Origin of the sequence: Halovivax ruber XH-70 (genome assembly GCF_000328525.1) — an archaeon.
GTDB lineage: Archaea > Halobacteriota > Halobacteria > Halobacteriales > Natrialbaceae > Halovivax > Halovivax ruber.
In genome coordinates, this window is record NC_019964.1 from 2,918,568 (window position 1) to 2,935,395 (window position 16,828).

Here is a 16,828-nt window from a genome sequence, read left to right on the forward strand (position 1 = left end):
GCAACTGGGCGAACGGCGAGACAGAACCGAACAGAGTCGGCCCACCACATATACCGATCGCCACCAAATTACGACCATGACAGCGCAAGACGGCTCCGCTGACAGTCGCCCGGTCGCACCGACGGAACGCGTCACGCTCGACGAACTCGACGGACAGCCCCACGCCCACTGCTTCGAGGCAGAGCCAATGACGGTACGACTCTCGCTCGATGCCGGCGACTCGGTCCCGGCCCACCAGCATCCCGACAGGCGGATCGTCCTCCACCTCGTCGAGGGAGCGCTCTCGGTGACGCTTGGCGAGGACGCACACGAGGTTCGCGCCGGCGACATCGTCCGCTTCGACGGCAACCAGGACGTCTCGCCGGAGGCGTTGGAGGACAGTACCGCGCTACTCGTGCTGGCGAAGCGGGACGACGCGGTCTGAAGCGGGAAGCCGGCGCGCGGTCCGAAGTGGGAAGCCGGCGCACGGTCCGATAGTAGCGGATGAGACGCCGTTCCCGACCCCACGCTTAGGGTGTCGCCCGTCGTCCGCACCGTATGCGCGTTCACTGGCACCGGCAAGATCTCCGAACGGCGGACAACCGCGGGCTCTCGGTCGCGGCCGCCGACGAAGCCCTCCCGGTATTCGTCTTCGATCCCGACGTGCTGAAGGACGGATCGCCGCCGCGGGTCGCCTTCATGCTCGACGCGCTCGCACGGTTGCGAGCACGCTATCGGGACCTGGAGAGCGACCTCGTCGTGGCGTGGGGAGACCCCGCCGAAGCGATTCCGGAACTCGTCGCCGAGTACGGTGCCGACGGAGTGGTCTGGAACGAAGACTACACCGGGCTATCGCGTGCTCGCGACGAGCGCGTCCAGGAGGCCATCACCGACGCCGGTGGCGACGTCGAGCGCGTCCACGACGCCGTCTGTCACGAGCCAGGGGCAATCACGACGAGCGACGGCAAGCCGTACGCGGTGTTCTCGTATTACGGAACCAAGTGGCTCGATCGAGAGAAAGACGAACCGGTTCCGGAACCTGACGCGGGGTCGCTCGCCACCGTCGAACCTGCGGACGAGGCGCTCCCGTCCCTCCGGGATCTCGGGTTCGCGGAACCGGCCGCCGAGATCCCGCCAGCCGGAACCGGGCCAGCGCGCGACCGACTCGAAACGTTCTGTGCCGGGGATATCTACGAATACGCGGAGAAGCGCGACGATCTCGCGGACGAGGCGACCGCCCGGATCTCGCAGGATCTCGCGTTCGGCACGATCGGGATTCGCGAGGTTCACGAGCGGGTCGAGGCGACGCTCGACGGTGCAGACGAAGGTCAGGCTGCATCGGTCGAGGCGTTCAGACGACAGCTCGCCTGGCGCGAGTTCTACACGCAGGTGCTCTGGGCGAATCCGGAGAACGTCACGCGGTCGCATCGGGAGTTCCCGAACGACATCGACTGGCGCAACGACGAGGCAGAGTTCGACGCCTGGCGCGAGGGACGAACGGGATTTCCGGTCGTGGACGCCGGGATGCGGCAGTTGCGCGAGGAGGCGTACGTGCACAACCGCGCCCGACTGATCGTCGGCTCCTTCCTGACGAAGGACCTCCTGTGTGACTGGCGACGCGGGTACGAACACTTCCGGGCGACGCTCGTCGATCACGACACGGCGAGTAACAACGGCAACTGGCAGTGGGTCGCCTCGACCGGCACCGACGCGCAACCGTACTTCCGCGTCTTCAACCCGATGAAACAGGGGCGCGATCACGATCCCGACGCCGAGTACATTCGACGATACGTGCCCGAACTCGAGGGCGTCGACGCCGAGACGATCCACTCGTGGCACGAACTCGATCCGGACGAACGGGCCGAGGTCGCTCCTGACTACCCGGCACCCATCGTCGACCACGCCAGCCGACGCGAGGAGGCGATCTCGACGTTCGAACGGGCGCGCGGCGAGGGCGAGTGACCGGCTGCGGCTGTCCGGACCACGGGCGGTTCCAGAGGATGAGTCGTGCGGTCGACCGGGCGCTCGAGTACAGTCTGGGCCTCCGGACGGTGTGACGTCTCCGACCGGACCACCCAGAAGAACGGTTTTCGACGGCTAGAGGAACGGAATCGGAGGCGCCGCGTAGATGTCGGTGACGCCGAGGTACAGCGTGACGAACACGCCGGCGAGCACGTAGGTCCGGATGGACCACAGCCAGGCCGTCGCGAACGTTCCCCCGCCGTCGGTACCCTTCTTGATCTCGTCGACGGCCTCCGGGCCGTACACCCAGCCGACGAAGATGACGACCAGCAGGACCGAAACCGGGAGCAAGACGCTGTAGGCGAGCGAGTCGAACCAGCCGAGCCAGGCGATGTTCCACGCCGACAGCGTCCCCAATGCGAAGATGGCGCCGGCGAAGCCGAACGCGGTGACCGGCCGGTTATAGCCGTAATTATCGACGACGTAGGAGGTAGCGACCTCCAGTAGACTGATCGCCGAAGAGAGCGCGGCGATGAGCACGACGCCGAAGAACGCGACGCCGAACACCCGGCCGGCGAGGCCGAGATCCGCGAACACCTGCGAGACGCCGACGAACAGTGCGTCCGGTCCGCCGCCCGCAGCTACGTCGGGGACGCTCCCGAACTGCACGAACAGGAGCGGGATGACGACGAGGCCAGCGAGCAGGCCGACCGCGGTGTTCAGCACGACGATGAGACTCCCGTCGGCCGGGAGGCTGTCGTCGTCGCCGAGGTAGGAGGCGTAGGTGATCATCGCCCCCATCCCCAGCGACAGCGAGAAAAAGGCCTGACTGACGGCGAACGGGACGATGCTCCCGAAGTTGTTCGCCAGGTAGTCGAAGTCCGGCGAGAGGTAGTAGCCGTACGCCGGTCCGGACCCGTCGAGCGTGAACGCGTAGACGGCGAGCCCGACGAGCATCACGAGGATGGAGGGGACCATCAGTCTGGTCGCCTTCTCGATACCCTTCTCGACGCCGAACGCCACGATGACGGCGGTCGTCGCCATGAAGAGGCCGTGAAGCCCGATGGCTGCCCAACCCATCGAGACGTCGCCGAAGTGGCCGCCGGGATCCGTGAAGTAGGCGCCCGTCGCGCTGTCGACGATAAAACGGATGACCCAGCCGCCGACGACGCTGTAGTACGAGAGGATCCAGAGCCCCGTCAGGAGGCCGATCGCCCCGACGACGGTCCATGCCGGGTGTTTCAGCCGGTCGAACGCCTCGACGGCGTTGATGTTCGCCCGCCGGCCGATCACGAACTCACCGAGAATGGCGGGGAGGCCGATGAGGAACGCGGCGATGAGGTAGACGAAGACGAACGCCGCGCCGCCCTCCGCCGAGGTCTTGAACGGGAACTGCCAGAGGTTCCCCAGTCCAACTGCGCTTCCCACGGCCGCCAGGATGAATCCCAGCCTGGTGGCCCACGTTTCACGTTCTGCCATGATATACCACGGCGTATCCAGAGGGCGGGTAAAAACCACACGCCCGCGACGCCCGTTGCCGGAATCGTGATCGAGGCCGTGTCGGCTTCGATCGCCATGGGGAGATTGGGAACCCACTCACCGCTCGAGCAGCCCCAGCTCCTGCATCGACGGAAGGTGCAAGTCGTACGTCACGGCGACGAGCCGTGTCCCGACGGTGACGGCGGCACAGGCCCCGGCGGCGGTCCCGTCGGCGACCCCGAGGGCCCCGGCGAGCAGGTACGCCGTCCCGCCGAGGACCGCACAGCTCGCGTAGAAGTCCTCGAAGAGGATGAACGGCGCGCGATCGAGGAGGATATCTGCGGCGGCCCCACCGCCGGCCGCGTTGATCGTCGCGATCGCGACGACGCCGAACGCAGAGACGCCCGCCCCGGTCGCGACGATCGCACCGGTGGTCGCGAAGGCGGCGAGGCCGATCGCGTCGGCGACGAGCGTGATCGGGTGGGTCTCCGGCGAGGCGAGGACGACACTCAGGCCGATCGCCAGGCCGACTCCCAGGACGCCGAGGGCGACCTCGACTGGCGACTGGAGCGCGAGGGGTACCCGCATCACGAAGAGGTCCCGTGTCGCACCGCCGGCGAACGCCATCGTCAGCCCGACGATGGTGATGCCGAACAGGTCGAACTCCGCACGGATCGCCTTCGACGCGCCGACGAAGGCGAACGCGACCAGCCCGATCGTGTTCATGACGGCGAACGGATCGCCGAACAGGACGGTGACGAGGTCCTGACTCACTGTCGCTCGCTACGGACGGTCGTCTCTTGAGTGCACCGTCCGAGCAGCGTGTTGCCGATATCCGGGCAGGGCTGGGCGATCGGGGCGAAGTTGACGAACGATCCGTCGCCTTAGTCCTGCGAAACCGATCCGGCCACCTGATCGGTCGCGGGTGCCGGCGGCTCGTGCGTGCCGAAGTCGGGGTGAGTCTCCTCCATCCAGATATACACGACTGCTCCAGAGATGAACATCAGAATCGCAGTCATGTAGAACGCGGCTTCGGCGTTCACGAACTCCATCGAGAGCCCGATCAGGATCGCGCCGACGGCGTAGCCGGAATCGCGCCACATCCGGTAGACGCCCATACCCGCGGACCGCCACGTCGGGTGAGCGGCGTCGCTGGGTACAGTCATCAGATTGGGATACAGGAGCGCCATACCCAGCCCGGAGGCGGCAGCCAGAACGGCCCACGGGAGGTAGCCCTCGACGAGCACCATCCCGAGGACGCCCCCGCCTGCGAGGAACATGCCCCAGATGACCGGCGGGCGCCGGCCGATGCGGTCCGCGAGTCCGCCGGTCGCGATCTGGAAGAAGTACATCGCACTGTGGACGCCGACGACGACCCCGACGGCGGCGATTGGGAGCCCCTCGCTCGTCAGGTACAGCGGCACGGCGATCCAGAACAGCGTGTCCACGAAGTTCTCGATGTGGCCAGCCTGAGCCGCAGCGAACAGCGTCCTGTCACCGTAGGTCGCTCGCTTCACCACCTCGTTGAACGGGAGGTTCGCGTCGTGGTGATCGTCGTCACCTTCGGCCTGGGCGTACTGGACGGTCTCTTTGATCAGGAAGATCGAAATGAGGAATGCCAGCACGACGACGACGGCGAGGAAGTAGAACGGCTCGGGACGGAGACTCCACTGCCCAGCGATGACGCCAGTGAGCCACGCACCGACAGCGACACCAGTGTATCCGAACGACTCGTCGATGCCCACCGCAAGGCCACGCTGCTCGGGTCCTGCGAGATCGATCTTCGCGTTGATCGCCATACTCCACGTCAACGCCTGGTTGATACCCAGCAGGATGTTCCCGACCGTGATCCAGCCCCAGCTGGGAGCGAAGATGAGAATGAGCGGCAGCGGGAGCGCCGTCGCCCACCCGGCGACGAGAACTGGCTTGCGGCCGTACTCCTCACCCCATTTGCCAGCGTAGAGGTTGAGGATCGACTTCACAATCCCGAACGAGACGACGAACGAACCGATAACGAGGAACGACTTGACGCCGAGGACCTCCTCTCCCAGAACGGGGACGACGGTTCGTTCGGACCCGATGGTCAATCCGGTCGCGAACACCAGCAGGACGTGTAGCGAGAACTGTCCGAGGTGCTCGCGGATTCCCTGTCTGAGGTCGGCTGTGTCACTCATCGATCGGTACCGCAGCCTCGACGGTGGCGGTCATCGACGGCGCTTCCGGGGTGACAGTCGAACCAGGGTGTTCGTCGGTTCCGTCTGTCCCCGCTCCGGTTCGGCTGCGATCGCGTTCGATTGCGATTACGACGTGTGACTGGCGAAAGCGCGTGCATCGATATACCAGAAATAACAGGGAGATTCGCATATGGGCACTGCCGGACATGACCGGCACCGTTACGGCTGTACAGTCCAAAGTGGTTCGTATGAGCCTGTACGAAGCCTCGATCCGGGTCAAACACGAGTGTCCGTATCGGGCGATTTCCGAACGGCATCCGGACCTGACGATTCGCGAGTGGCCGCTTTCCGACTGCCAGGTGCTCGAACTCACCGCGGAGGGAACGCCGACCGACGCGCTACTCGACGAGATCGACCAGCTCGGAACCGTGCTGCACGAATCCGCGGACGACGACGGCTATCACGTCGTCACGCAGTCGTGTCTCTGTTCACTAGAGGAGTCCATCGTCGACCGGTTCGAGGCGCACAACTGCCTGTACCAGTCGCCGACGATCTACCGCCAGGGCTGGGAACACTACACGCTGGTCGCCTTCGATAGCGAAGACGTTCGGGCGCTGCTTGGCGATTTGCGTAGCGACAGAGAGATCGAACTCCTCTCGAAGACCTCGATTTCGGAGACACAGATCCCCCACAGCATGCTGGCCCCGGCGGGTCACCTGTTCGAGGACCTCACGGACCGCCAGCTCGCAGCGCTCCAGTTCGCGCTGGAGAGCGGCTACTACGAACAGCCGCGAGGGACCTCCCTCCGAGAGCTCGCCGACAGGACGGCCGTCGCCCGCTCGACGTACGAAGAGCACCTCCGAAAGGCCGAGAACAAACTGCTCACGAACGCGGGGCAGTTCTTGCGCCTCGTCACGGCGACGTCGACGGGTAACCCGCTGGGCGTCGACCGCTCCCGAAGGGCCGAACGAGCCGCCGACTAGCGGACCGGCAGTTTCCGGGAGAACGATCCGAACTGAGCGTCGTCTCGGCGTTCTCGACGAGTCGGAGCGGGCCGCCCACGTCGATACCCGGCTACGATTCGGCGAGCGCAGCCGCCAGTTCGCCGTCTTCGTCCTCCGTCGGGAGGTCGGCGACGAAGCGCTTGATGACCGTCTCTTCGGCCCGGTGGAGCGTCTCGCTGCAGGTCGATTTCGCGATGTCGAGGCGTTCCGCGAGTTCCGTGAGGGTACAACAGCGGGGCGTGTCGTAGTAGCCCTCCTCGACGGCGGCGACGAGAACCTCGCGCTGGCGCTCGGAGAGGAGCTGGCTGTCGTGCAGCCGTTCGCGGACGTGCTCGACGCGGTAGGTGAAGCCGAACGCTTCGAGCTGATCGGCCAACTCCGAGAGGCGAGCACGCGAGCCCGTCACGTCGACCTCTGCCTCGCCGTCGCGGATGACGATCGGTGGTTCGAGTGGCATCCCCGACTCCTTCGAGGAGAAGAGCAGGAGCGGGGCGGTCGTCTCGAAGTGGACGGTCAATTCGCCCTCGCTCACCTGCGCGGGCGTCAGTTCCGTGATCTGGTCGTGGGCCGCCATCGACTCGGCCACCGATTCGACGTCGGGGCCGGTGATGTTCACCAGGGCGAACCCGTTATCCTGGCCGGGAACCCCGGCGAGGACGCGAAACGTCGCCTCCGGATGGTCGCGAGAGATCTGTGCGATCCAGACACGCCTGGGCAGCGTCACCGAAAGCGTCGCATGTGCCATACGAACACGTTCGGGAGGAGATGCCAAAAGCTGTTGGCCCGAATATATTCGTACAGGGGTCCGTGGCCGGCGTCGCTTGCGTCGGCAACGTGCCGAACCAGTTCGGCCGAACCCCGATAGGGACCGAGGACGGAGACTGACTCGCATGACAGAACTGGACGTCCGCGACGTGCCGCCGATGGAGCGCCACCCGAAGATTCACGACGCGTTCGAGGAACTGGCCGCCGGTGAGAGCCTCACGATCGTCAACGACCACGAACCCAAACCGCTGTTCTACGAGTTCCAGGCCGAGGTCGAGACGTTCGACGCCGACGGCTACGAGGTCGAACAGGTGGGTGAAGCGGAGTTTCGAGCGACGTTTCCGAAGAGCGAGGCCTGAGCGAGCGCAGCGAGCGAAGGTCTCGGATGGCGAACGGCGACCGACGGGAGCCGTGAGCGGCGTGGAGCAGTTCCGGCGCAGCGAGCGAAGGCCTCGGATGGCGAACGGCGACCGAAGGAAGCCGTGAGCAGCGATTCGAGCGGGTAACACGGGTGCGAACAACCACACACCCGAACTCGTTCGGGGGGATGCACACACGGCTGGCGACCCGACGGACGAGCATGTACTCGATCGAGGGCGTGTTCGACCGGACCGACGCACCGGCGGATCGGCCGCGTGACCACCTGGACGTGCGGTCGATGGGGCCGCCGAATCCGCTCGCGAAGACGCTCGAACGGCTTCCCGAGCTGGACGACGATGTCGTTCTCGTCCAGCGAAACGACCGCGTCCCGCAGTTTCTTCTCCCGAAACTCGACGATCGCGGCTACGCGTACGAGTCGGTCGAGCGCGAGGACGACGTCGTGACGCTGATCTGGCGCGATGCGTAGCGCCCCACTCACCGACCGCGATCCCCAGGGCGACGGGCGCTTTCGAGTCGCCACGCTGCTCGCGGTCACGACGATCGCGGCGTACGCCCTCGTCGCCCTCGGGACGGCCGTCTCCGCCGGCGGCGGGACCACGTGTTCGACCTGGCCGAGTTGTGGAACGGATCCGACGCTCGGACCGCTCTCCGGCGAACAGTTCCTCTTCTGGGCCCACCGCGCGGCGGCGCTGGTGACCGGCCTGCTGGTCGCTGCGTCGGGGCTGGCAGTTCGACGGGCGACGCTCGGTCGGCGTATCCGCGTGGCCGTCTACGCGGCCGTCGTCGCATTTCCGGTGCAAGTGGGCCTCGGCGCCGTCATCGTCGTCGGCGGACCGTCGCTGGCGAACGACGTCCACCTCGTGCTCGCGATGGGCATCTTCGCGACGCTCCTCGTCGCGCTCGTCTGGACGCTCGACGCGGCGGCGGACGCGAGGCGGGATCGGGCGTCCAGCGTGGACCCAGTTGAGCTAGAGCCGGCAGTCGATGCGGACATCGACCAGCCAGTGGAGGAACCGTCGGTCGATGCGAGCGTCGATCCGGACGCCGAGGTCGACACACCGAACGACGGGCGCTCCCGACTGCGCCGCCTCGCGGGTGCGTACCTGACGCTGACGAAGCCGCGGCTGATGTGGCTGCTCTGTCTCGTCGCCGTCGCCGGGATGGGACTGGCCACGCTGACCGGCGCGACGCTTTCGGCGACGACCGTCCTCGCCACGCTCGCGGGGGGCGTCCTCGCTATCGGCGCGAGCGGGACGTTCAACCACGTCTACGAGCGCGACCGCGATCGGAAGATGAACCGGACGAACGACCGGCCGCTGGTCCACGAGCTGGTCCCGGTCGGGAACGCGCTGGCGTTCGCCATTGCGCTCGTCGTCGCCTCGATGGCCGTCCTCGTGACGTGGACGAACGTCCTCGCAGCGGCGCTGACGCTCGCGGCAATCGGCTACTACGCCGTGCTCTACACCGTGGTACTGAAGCCGAACACGGCGTGGAACACGGTCCTCGGCGGTGGCGCAGGTGCGCTCCCGGCAGTCATCGGGTGGGCCGCCGTCACCGGCGACGTCGGCTGGCCGGCCATCGGCCTCGCCGCGGTGATCTTCCTGTGGACGCCCGCGCACTTCTACAACCTCGCGATCGCATTCCGTGACGACTACGCGCGTGGAGGCTTCCCGATGTACCCCGTCGTGGAAGGGGTCGCCGCCGCTCGACGCCAGCTCACACTCTACCTCGGTGCGACGCTGCTCGCGGCGAGCGCACTCGGCTGGGTGGCCGGGCTCGGCTGGCTCTACACGGTGACGTCGATCGCACTCGGTGGGGTCTTCCTCCGGTCGGTGCTCCGGCAGTACCGCCACCCCACCGACGAGCGCACGCTCCGCTCGTTCTACGTCTCGAACTACTACCTCGGCGCGATACTCGTCGCCATCGTCGTCGAGACGCTCGTGTTCGCCTAAACTCGGTTCCGGCGACGGCCACTTTCCGTCGCAACCGAGCGAGTCGCCGTTCACCGAATCGTGGCACATCGACACCAGCGACGGCCCGCGTCGATCGTGCCGGATAAACTCCCGCAATTTGGCGGCCACGGGACGCGACGGCGGAATATGTGCGGGACAGGGGCTATGCACATACCGTGAGGATCGTCGGACGATTGCACTATGGCTCCCGACGACACGACCGACACCGTCCCCGTGATGCAACGGCTCTACGACCGAATCTGGCTGCTCGCAGCCGCAGCACTCCTGTTCTTCGCGATCTCGTACGTCGGCTGGGGCTGGGCAGACGTCTTCTCGATTCCCACGGGGTGATTCGATGACGTCACCACTCAAACCACCCGAAGGCGACTGGTGGAGTCAGCCGGTCAACCGGCGCGAATCGATCTGGCTGGGGCTGGGTGCCATCTGGTCGGTGATCCTCTTCGGCTGGATGAGCGTCTGGACCACCGCCGGAGAGCAAAACCCCATCGGCGAGACCTATCGGATCGAGGCCGAGGCGTTTCGCGAGAAGATGTCGGCCTACAAGGATGCGGCGACGGAGACCGACGAGGGGCTCGTCCCGCCAGGGACGGACGTCTACATCCAGGCGATGCGGTTCTACTGGGACGGCGCGCCGGTCGTCCTCGAGGCCGGCACCGAGTACGACATTCACCTGAACTCGATGGACGTCCAGCACGGCTTCTCGTTGCGACCGGAAGACGCGCTCAGCAAGCAGATCAACCTGCAGGTGCTGCCGGGCTACGAGTGGGTCGTCCCGATGACCTTCGACGAGCCGGGCACCTACCACATCATCTGTAACGAGTTCTGCGGAGAGGGCCACCGGACGATGCACGGGACGATCGTCGTGACGGAGGGGAGCTGAGATGGCACACAGATACGACGTCCTCGGCCTGTTCGACAACGAGTACGACGACGAGGGCTTCCGGACGTGTTCGGTGACCGGGCTCCGGATCCACCACACCGTCGAGAACCACGTGAAGCTGTTCGGGCTGACGGCGGTCGTCGCCCTGCTCGTCGGCGGCATCTTCGCGTTCACCGTCGCGACGACCCGGTGGGAGGCGATCGGCCTCCTCGGGCCCGACGCCTTCTACACGCACCTGAGTATGCACGCCTGGAACCTGCTCATCTTCTGGATGGTGTTCATGGAGGTGGCGATCCTCTACGTCGGCGGGCCGATGGTACTGGGTCGGAGACTGCCGTGGACGAAGGTGGCGACGGCGGGCTGGCTCACGATGGTCGCCGGTGCGGTCGCCGTCAACTACACCATCTGGACGACGTCGACGCCCAACGAGGCCCCGCTACTGACCGCGTACGTCCCGATGCCGGTCTCGCCGTGGTTCTACGCCGCGGCCTGTCTCTTCATCGTTGGCACCGTGATCGCGGCACTGCCGTTCTTCGTCGCGATGTGGCGCGAGAAGCGCGAGTATCCCGGAAAGACGCTCCCGCTCGTCGCGTTCGCCGCGTTCGTCACCTCGATCATCGCCGTCGAGGCGCTCGTCGGCGGACTCGTCGCGTTCGCGCCGGCGATGCTCTGGCGCTTAGAGATCATCGAGTGGGTCGACGCCGCCTGGTACCGGCAGATGTACTGGATCGTCGGCCACGGCACCCAGCAGATCAACCTCGTGGCGATGATCACGGTCTGGTACTTCCTCACCCACGTCGTCGCCGGCGCGGAGGTCGTCAGCGAGAAGGTCTCGCGGACGGCCTTTATCCTCTACCTCTTCTTCATCAACCTCGGGGCGGCCCACCACCTGCTGTCGGACCCCGCAGTCTCGACCGGGTGGCGCATCTGGAACACCTCCTACGCCTTTTACGGCGCGACGTTCGCCAGCCTGATCCACGCCTTCGCCATTCCGGCGGGCATCGAGGCCGGTCGCCGCAAGCGCGGCAAGGGCGGCGGCCTCTTCGGCTGGCTCACCTCCGCTCCCTGGGGCAACCCCGTCTTCTCGTCGACGATCTTCTCGATCATCCTCTTCGGCTTCCTCGGCGGGATCACCGGCGTCATGATGGGGCAGTTGCAGCTCAACATGACCTGGCACAACACGTTCGCGACGGTGGGGCACTTCCACGCGACGGTCGTCCTCGGCACAACGGTCGCGTTCATGGGCCTGCTCTTCTTCCTGATCCGGACGATGTTCAGACGCCAGTGGCTCTCGACCCGCCTCGCGGCGGTCCAGCCGTATCTCTACGCGGGCGCGATGGGCGTCGCCGTCCTCATGATGATGTACGTCGGCATCCTCTACGGCGTCCCGCGCCGGACCGTCGAAGTCGTGAGCAACATCCAGGGCACCGAGTTCGACCTCGCGGCGGCGAGTCCGCTGTTCGCCATCTTCGGGATCTTCGCGCTGCTCGCCATCGCCGCCGGGGTCCTGTTCATCCTGCTAGCCGTCGGCTCGCTGCTGTTCGGCAAGCGGATCGACGACGGGACCAACGTCTCGGACCTCGTTGCTGATGGTGGGTTAGCGATGGCTGAAGACCCCGACGATCCCGTCCACGCCTACGAGATGCGCGGGACGTTCGTCCTCTGTCTCGTCTTCCTGGCCGCGTTCGTGATCACGTACCTGCTAAACTGGTATCTGCTGACCCAGCTCTGGTCGATCGGCGCCTGACCAGCCTCTCGTCCACTTCGATCGAGTTCCCCACATGACTCCAGCCACCGACGCCGACGCGACTGTATCGCCGGTCACGACCGTAAAGCGGAGTCTCGGTCGGGCCTGGCGGGACCTGCTGAGTATCTACTACGCGATCACGCCGATCTGGCGCCTCTTAAAGAGCGTCGGCCTGCTCTTCTTCGGCTTTTTCTGCTGGTCGGCGAGTAGCCTCGTCCTCTCGTACGGCATCGACTGGGGCGTCCTCCACGTCGTCCGGGCGTACGGGTTCGTCCTCATCCTCTGGGGGCCGCTGACCCACGCCGTCATCGTCCCGTCGGTGATCAGGCTGCGCCGAACCGCCGACGGCGGCGTCCGCCGGGTGATCGCGCGCCACGGCTCGAAGCTCAACCTCTCGATCTTCCTGACGATCGTCCTGCTCCTGACGGCGGCACCGATCTCGCCGATGGTGCTCGACTTCCAGAGCGCGCTGTCGGCCGACTCGGGCCCCGACATCGATCCCGACCTGACCTGCGAGGGCGTCGACGAGGAGATCAGCTGTGAACTCTCCGATCCCACGGGGATCGAGCGCGTCGTGGTGACCAGCGGTGACGCCGAGCTCGCGCGCGTCGAGGACCCGCCCTACGAGTTCACGATCCGCGAGGACGAACTCGAGGAGGTCGTCGGCCAGAAGGAGTTCGTCGTCGAGCTGCAGGACGAAGACGGGGAGACGCTGCGGCGGTATCGGAAGTACGCGTCGTCGATCCCGACGTCCTGACCCGGCTCGCTCGCAGCGGATGGGTTCCTCCGGGAGCACCGCGCGAAGACCATCGTGACTTCCGACGTACCGCAGACACCCGATTCGACGCGAGACTCCCGACGTACCGACGGCACCCGATTCGAGTCGCACGACTTCCGACACGATGCGTGCGACCCCGATGCAATGCATGCGACCCGGCCGTATCCGCGACCGGACACACCGGTTCGACAGACGAACAGAAGGAACCGTTACCGTCTACGACCCGTCCGCAAGTACTGGCCGCGAGGAGTTCAAGACGACGATCGCACTGCTCCCCGCCATCGCGAGCGCGGCGAAGAGCGGATTGATGAGACCCGCAGCGGCGAGCGGGATCGCGACGGCGTTGTACAGCAGCGCCCAGCGAACGTTCTCCCGGATTCGCCGCCGGGTTCCCTCGGCGAGCGCGAAGACGTCCGGGACGGTCGCGAGTTCGCCGTCGGCGAGGATCGCGTCGGCGGCGTCGGTCGCACGGGCGGTCCCGCTGCCGAGTGCGATGCCGACGTCCGCCGCTGCGAGCGCAGGGGCGTCGTTCGTCCCGTCGCCGACCATCGCCGTCACACCCTCCGCGGAGAGGCGGCGAACCGTCGCGACCTTCCCCTCCGGCGGGACGCCAGCGAAGACGCGGTCGACCGCTTGCTGCTCGCGGAGTTCAGTCGTCGCCGACTCGTCGTCACCCGTGAGGACGACGACCTCGCGGTCGGCGACGGACTCGAGGACGGCTCGCCACGAGCGCCGGGGCCGATCGCCGACGACCGCCACCGCTCGTGCCCGACCGGCGTAGCCGATCACCACCGGCAGTCGGCCGCGTTCCCGGGCGTCTTCGATCGCGTCTCCGAGGTCGGCCGGGATCGGGCCGACCAGCCGCTCGATAAGTTCCGGCGTTCCGACGACGACGCGGTCCCCGTCGGTGGGGCGCTCGTCGACCCCGTCGGTCCCTGTCTCGTTGGCGTCGGCTGGTTCGTGAACGACGGCGCTGACGCCCTCACCGGGACGGCGTTCGAAATCCCGGGCATCCAGCGCGGTAGTCTCCGTGGCGTGACCGCCGTTCTCGGCGTCGTGGCCGCTCTCTTCGGACAGGACTGTCGACCCAGCCGCCGTAACGGGCTCGCCGTCCGAAACGGCCTCGCCGTCACGCTCCGTCCCGCCGTCGGGCGCGACGGCGTTTGCGGACCCCGCCGGCTCGTCGAAGTCTGCACCCGCGGCCGCACGAGCGACGATCGCGTCGGCGACCGGGTGGGTCGAGTAGCGTTCGACGGCCGCGGCGCGGTCGATCGCCGCCTCCTCGCCGACAACCGTACGGACGGTCATCTCGCCCGTCGTCACGGTCCCGGTCTTGTCGAAGACGACCGTCTCGACGGCCGGTGCCGATTCGAACAGCGTCGCGTTCGCCACGACGATCCCCCGTTCCAGGGCATCTCGCAGCCCGGAAGCGACGGCCAGCGGCGTCGCCAGCCCCATCGCGCACGGACAGGAGACGACGAGGACCGTCAACCCGGTCAGGACGGCAGTGTCCGCCGAAACGCCACTCGCGACCCGCCAGCCGGTGACGGCGACGGCGGTGGCCAGCACGAGCGGGACGAAGACGGCGGCGAGGCGATCGGCGAACCGCTGGATTCCGGGCGTCTCGCTCTGAATCTCCCACATGAGCGAGGCGATCCGATCGAGCGTGCTCTCCGCGTCGGATCCGACCTCGCAGACGAGCGCGCTGTCGGTCACGATCGCCCCGCCGACGACCGCGTCGCCTGGTCGTTTCGTGGTCGGCATCGATTCGCCGGTCACGACCGACTCGTCGACGGCGGCCGTCCCCTCACGAACCGTCCCGTCGACCGGCACCCGTTCGCCGGGGCGGACGACGACCGCCTCACCGGGTTCGAGGCGATCGACGGAGACGGTCTCGGTCTCGCCGTCGGCGGTCCGCCGGGTCGCCGCTCGCACGCCGGCGCTCGTCACGTCCGCGAGCAGCCCCGTCGCCCGGCGCTTGATCCGTCCCTCGTAGTACCCCCCCAGCGAGACGACCATGATCACGGCGACGGTCACGTCGTAGTAGAGGTGCGTCCGCCCGAAGACGAGCGCGATCGTGCTGTAGACGTAGGCCGACCCCGCAGCGATGGCGATCAGCAGGTCCATGTTCGGCCGGCCGACCCGCAGGCTGACGTAGGCACCCCTGAGCACCGGATAGCCGGTGTAGCACAGCACGCCCCCGGAGAACACCCCGAGGAGCGCCAACGGGACGGAACTCCCGGCGGCCGATCCAGCGCCAGTCGTGAGCACACCCGTCTCGATCCCGACGTAACTCGGGTAGAGGTAGAAGACGTACCAGGGCATGACGAGCATCGAGAGAAAGCCACCGACGAGCAATCGCTGGACCAGCGCCTCGTCGGCACGTGCGTCGCGGGCCGTCCCGTCGCGCAGTCGCGTCTCGTAGCCGTAGCCCGAGAGGACCGCCGGGAGTTCGTCGTGATCGAGCCGATCAGGATCGTAGACCACGCGCGCGGTATCCGTCGCGTAGCTCGCCTCGACGGTGTGGACGGCCGGTTCGCGCTCGCCTAGCAGCGAGACGAACCCCTCGCAGGTCGCACAGTGCATCCCGTCGACGGCGAGGAAGGCCGTTTCGAATCCGGTCGGGACGGCGTCCGTGCGAGCCGCCGGAGAGGCCGTCTCGTCGGCGGCATCCTCCCGAGCCGTATCGCCGACGGAATTCTCCCGGGCCGCCTCGACGCGAACACGAACGTCGCCACGATCGAGGTCGTCGGTGTCGACCAGCGTCCGACTCACCTCGAGACAGCCGCGACAGCAGAAGGTCCCGTCGACGTCCGGGTCGCTCACCGGAGGATCGGGCGTCGGGAGTTCACAGAGCGAACAGTCGCTCATTGGCGGACGATACGGCCCACCCAGGGGTAGCCGTGGTCCCGAACATGGTTGACCGCCACGCTAGTCAGCCCGGCGCCCAGCTGGAGAACGAGGCTGTCCTCGCCATCGCCGGTGGACGGCAGTCACTACGAGTCGCCACGCCAGGACGAACGCCAGCCCGAATCCCACGATGACGACCATGAAGATCGGCGTTGCCCCGCCCGGAAAGAGCGACGTCGCTCGGATCGCCCCACCGAGCAGCGAGGCGACGACCCAGGCGCCGGCGACGACGCCGGCCGTCCAGGCGAACGAACCGAGCGTGCGCTCGCTGTAGGCGCCGAGAAGCGGCGCGACGAGCAGCCAGCCGATCGCGAACGGCGTCACCGCTTTGACGGTGTAGGTCGGAAACGCCCAGGGATCCAGCCCGTGTCTGGTGAGCCCGTACCCGATGAACGTCGTGATGACGACCAGGTCGAGGACCGGCAACACGGGCGAGCGTGGGACGGTACGTGCCAACCGGCGAACGTGCGCGTGTGACTCGGACATAGGTGGTTCGAGGGAGTGTCGGCCAGTGGCCCCGGTCGGACCGACCCCGTCGCACGGAGTCTCCGGCCGTCGTCCGGATGAAGGGGATGGGACCGACACAGAACTACTCCCGAACGTGTTCCGATCGATCGGTACCGTCTTCGACCGACCACGATAGCTGGTCCGTTCGGTCACGCCACCCGAACACCCGCATTGTCGGTGCCTGTGCTGCTCGAACAGTCGCATTCTCGGTGACTGCGCTGTCGCTGGCTGCCCTACTGCTCTGTCGCTGATTGCTCTTGTTGATTCCCGCGTGTCACGTGCGACCTAC

At 66.9% G+C, this 16,828-nt stretch carries 16 protein-coding genes; 10 read left to right on the forward strand and 6 right to left on the reverse strand.

All coding sequences use genetic code 11. The features are described 5' to 3' along the window. Positions 1-76: 76 nt before the first annotated feature. Together HALRU_RS13990 and HALRU_RS13995 are read left to right on the forward strand one after the other, a co-directional pair. Positions 77-424, forward strand: a complete 348-nt coding sequence (locus tag HALRU_RS13990) for a cupin domain-containing protein (protein WP_015302038.1) — start codon at positions 77-79, stop codon at positions 422-424. 113 nt (positions 425-537) lie between these two features. Further along, on the forward strand, positions 538-1,941 hold the full coding sequence (locus HALRU_RS13995; protein ID WP_015302039.1) for a cryptochrome/photolyase family protein: 1,404 nt from the start codon (positions 538-540) through the stop codon (positions 1,939-1,941). Positions 1,942-2,076: 135 nt separating this feature from the next. Here the strand turns inward: HALRU_RS13995 and HALRU_RS14000 are convergent, their stop codons facing one another. From HALRU_RS14000 to HALRU_RS14010, 3 genes are all read right to left on the reverse strand, one after another. Continuing rightward, positions 2,077-3,420 carry a sodium-dependent transporter gene (locus HALRU_RS14000; protein WP_015302040.1) on the reverse strand — a complete coding sequence of 448 codons (1,344 nt, stop codon included), beginning with the start codon at positions 3,418-3,420 and terminating at the stop codon, positions 2,077-2,079. A 117-nt stretch (positions 3,421-3,537) separates the two neighbouring features. Further along, the gene (locus tag HALRU_RS14005; protein WP_015302041.1) at positions 3,538-4,194 is read right to left on the reverse strand and encodes a trimeric intracellular cation channel family protein; all 657 of its coding nucleotides are present in this window, start codon (positions 4,192-4,194) and stop codon (positions 3,538-3,540) included. A gap of 110 nt (positions 4,195-4,304) precedes the next feature. Continuing rightward, the gene (locus tag HALRU_RS14010; protein ID WP_015302042.1) at positions 4,305-5,594 is read right to left on the reverse strand and encodes an MFS transporter; all 1,290 of its coding nucleotides are present in this window, start codon (positions 5,592-5,594) and stop codon (positions 4,305-4,307) included. Between the two features lie 248 nt (positions 5,595-5,842). Here HALRU_RS14010 and HALRU_RS14015 point away from each other — a divergent pair, with 248 nt between their 5' ends. Then, on the forward strand, positions 5,843-6,577 hold the full coding sequence (locus HALRU_RS14015; RefSeq protein ID WP_015302043.1) for a helix-turn-helix domain-containing protein: 735 nt from the start codon (positions 5,843-5,845) through the stop codon (positions 6,575-6,577). Between the two features lie 91 nt (positions 6,578-6,668). Here the strand turns inward: HALRU_RS14015 and HALRU_RS14020 are convergent, their stop codons facing one another. Beyond that, positions 6,669-7,343: a helix-turn-helix domain-containing protein gene (locus tag HALRU_RS14020; protein ID WP_015302044.1), complete on the reverse strand. Its 675-nt coding sequence runs from the start codon at positions 7,341-7,343 to the stop codon at positions 6,669-6,671. Between the two features lie 145 nt (positions 7,344-7,488). Here HALRU_RS14020 and HALRU_RS14025 point away from each other — a divergent pair, with 145 nt between their 5' ends. The 7 genes from HALRU_RS14025 (at position 7,489) to HALRU_RS14050 (ending at position 13,101) form a co-directional block, all read left to right on the forward strand. Then, positions 7,489-7,722: a DUF2249 domain-containing protein gene (locus HALRU_RS14025; RefSeq protein WP_015302045.1), complete on the forward strand. Its 234-nt coding sequence runs from the start codon at positions 7,489-7,491 to the stop codon at positions 7,720-7,722. 221 nt (positions 7,723-7,943) lie between these two features. Beyond that, positions 7,944-8,210 (forward strand): DUF2249 domain-containing protein, encoded by a 267-nt coding sequence (locus HALRU_RS14030; RefSeq protein WP_015302046.1) that lies wholly within the window; start codon positions 7,944-7,946, stop codon positions 8,208-8,210. Next, positions 8,203-9,696, forward strand: coding sequence for a heme o synthase (locus tag HALRU_RS14035; RefSeq protein ID WP_015302047.1), 1,494 nt, complete (start codon positions 8,203-8,205; stop codon positions 9,694-9,696). The genes HALRU_RS14030 and HALRU_RS14035 overlap by 8 nt, the downstream gene beginning before the upstream one ends. A 201-nt stretch (positions 9,697-9,897) precedes the next feature. Continuing rightward, entirely contained in the window at positions 9,898-10,047 is a 150-nt protein-coding gene (locus tag HALRU_RS15780) for a hypothetical protein (protein ID WP_007700399.1), read from the forward strand. A 4-nt stretch (positions 10,048-10,051) separates the two neighbouring features. Next, positions 10,052-10,597: a heme/copper-type cytochrome/quinol oxidase subunit 2 gene (locus HALRU_RS14040; protein ID WP_015302048.1), complete on the forward strand. Its 546-nt coding sequence runs from the start codon at positions 10,052-10,054 to the stop codon at positions 10,595-10,597. 1 nt (position 10,598) lies between these two features. Then, the gene (locus tag HALRU_RS14045) at positions 10,599-12,344 is read left to right on the forward strand and encodes a cytochrome c oxidase subunit I (protein ID WP_015302049.1); all 1,746 of its coding nucleotides are present in this window, start codon (positions 10,599-10,601) and stop codon (positions 12,342-12,344) included. A gap of 34 nt (positions 12,345-12,378) precedes the next feature. Next, positions 12,379-13,101, forward strand: a complete 723-nt coding sequence (locus tag HALRU_RS14050) for a hypothetical protein (protein ID WP_015302050.1) — start codon at positions 12,379-12,381, stop codon at positions 13,099-13,101. A gap of 237 nt (positions 13,102-13,338) precedes the next feature. On the opposite strand, the gene HALRU_RS14055 is transcribed toward HALRU_RS14050, so the two are convergent. Beyond that, complete coding sequence (locus HALRU_RS14055) at positions 13,339-15,993, reverse strand: heavy metal translocating P-type ATPase (RefSeq protein WP_015302051.1); 2,655 nt, start codon at positions 15,991-15,993, stop codon at positions 13,339-13,341. 60 nt (positions 15,994-16,053) lie between these two features. Further along, entirely contained in the window at positions 16,054-16,518 is a 465-nt protein-coding gene (locus HALRU_RS14060; protein WP_015302052.1) for a DUF3054 domain-containing protein, read from the reverse strand. Between the last annotated feature and the right edge of the window lie 310 nt (positions 16,519-16,828).

Coding starts and splice junctions, on each gene's coding strand:
- HALRU_RS14030 (WP_015302046.1), top strand. CDS start 7,944: ATGTACTCGATCGAGGGCGTGTTCGACCGGACCGACGCACCGGCGGAT.
- HALRU_RS15780 (WP_007700399.1), top strand. CDS start 9,898: ATGGCTCCCGACGACACGACCGACACCGTCCCCGTGATGCAACGGCTC.
- HALRU_RS14025 (WP_015302045.1), top strand. CDS start 7,489: ATGACAGAACTGGACGTCCGCGACGTGCCGCCGATGGAGCGCCACCCG.
- HALRU_RS14040 (WP_015302048.1), top strand. CDS start 10,052: ATGACGTCACCACTCAAACCACCCGAAGGCGACTGGTGGAGTCAGCCG.
- HALRU_RS14035 (WP_015302047.1), top strand. CDS start 8,203: ATGCGTAGCGCCCCACTCACCGACCGCGATCCCCAGGGCGACGGGCGC.
- HALRU_RS14015 (WP_015302043.1), top strand. CDS start 5,843: ATGAGCCTGTACGAAGCCTCGATCCGGGTCAAACACGAGTGTCCGTAT.
- HALRU_RS14045 (WP_015302049.1), top strand. CDS start 10,599: ATGGCACACAGATACGACGTCCTCGGCCTGTTCGACAACGAGTACGAC.
- HALRU_RS13990 (WP_015302038.1), top strand. CDS start 77: ATGACAGCGCAAGACGGCTCCGCTGACAGTCGCCCGGTCGCACCGACG.
- HALRU_RS14020 (WP_015302044.1), bottom strand. CDS start 7,343: ATGGCACATGCGACGCTTTCGGTGACGCTGCCCAGGCGTGTCTGGATC.
- HALRU_RS14055 (WP_015302051.1), bottom strand. CDS start 15,993: ATGAGCGACTGTTCGCTCTGTGAACTCCCGACGCCCGATCCTCCGGTG.
- HALRU_RS14060 (WP_015302052.1), bottom strand. CDS start 16,518: ATGTCCGAGTCACACGCGCACGTTCGCCGGTTGGCACGTACCGTCCCA.
- HALRU_RS13995 (WP_015302039.1), top strand. CDS start 538: ATGCGCGTTCACTGGCACCGGCAAGATCTCCGAACGGCGGACAACCGC.
- HALRU_RS14000 (WP_015302040.1), bottom strand. CDS start 3,420: ATGGCAGAACGTGAAACGTGGGCCACCAGGCTGGGATTCATCCTGGCG.
- HALRU_RS14050 (WP_015302050.1), top strand. CDS start 12,379: ATGACTCCAGCCACCGACGCCGACGCGACTGTATCGCCGGTCACGACC.
- HALRU_RS14010 (WP_015302042.1), bottom strand. CDS start 5,594: ATGAGTGACACAGCCGACCTCAGACAGGGAATCCGCGAGCACCTCGGA.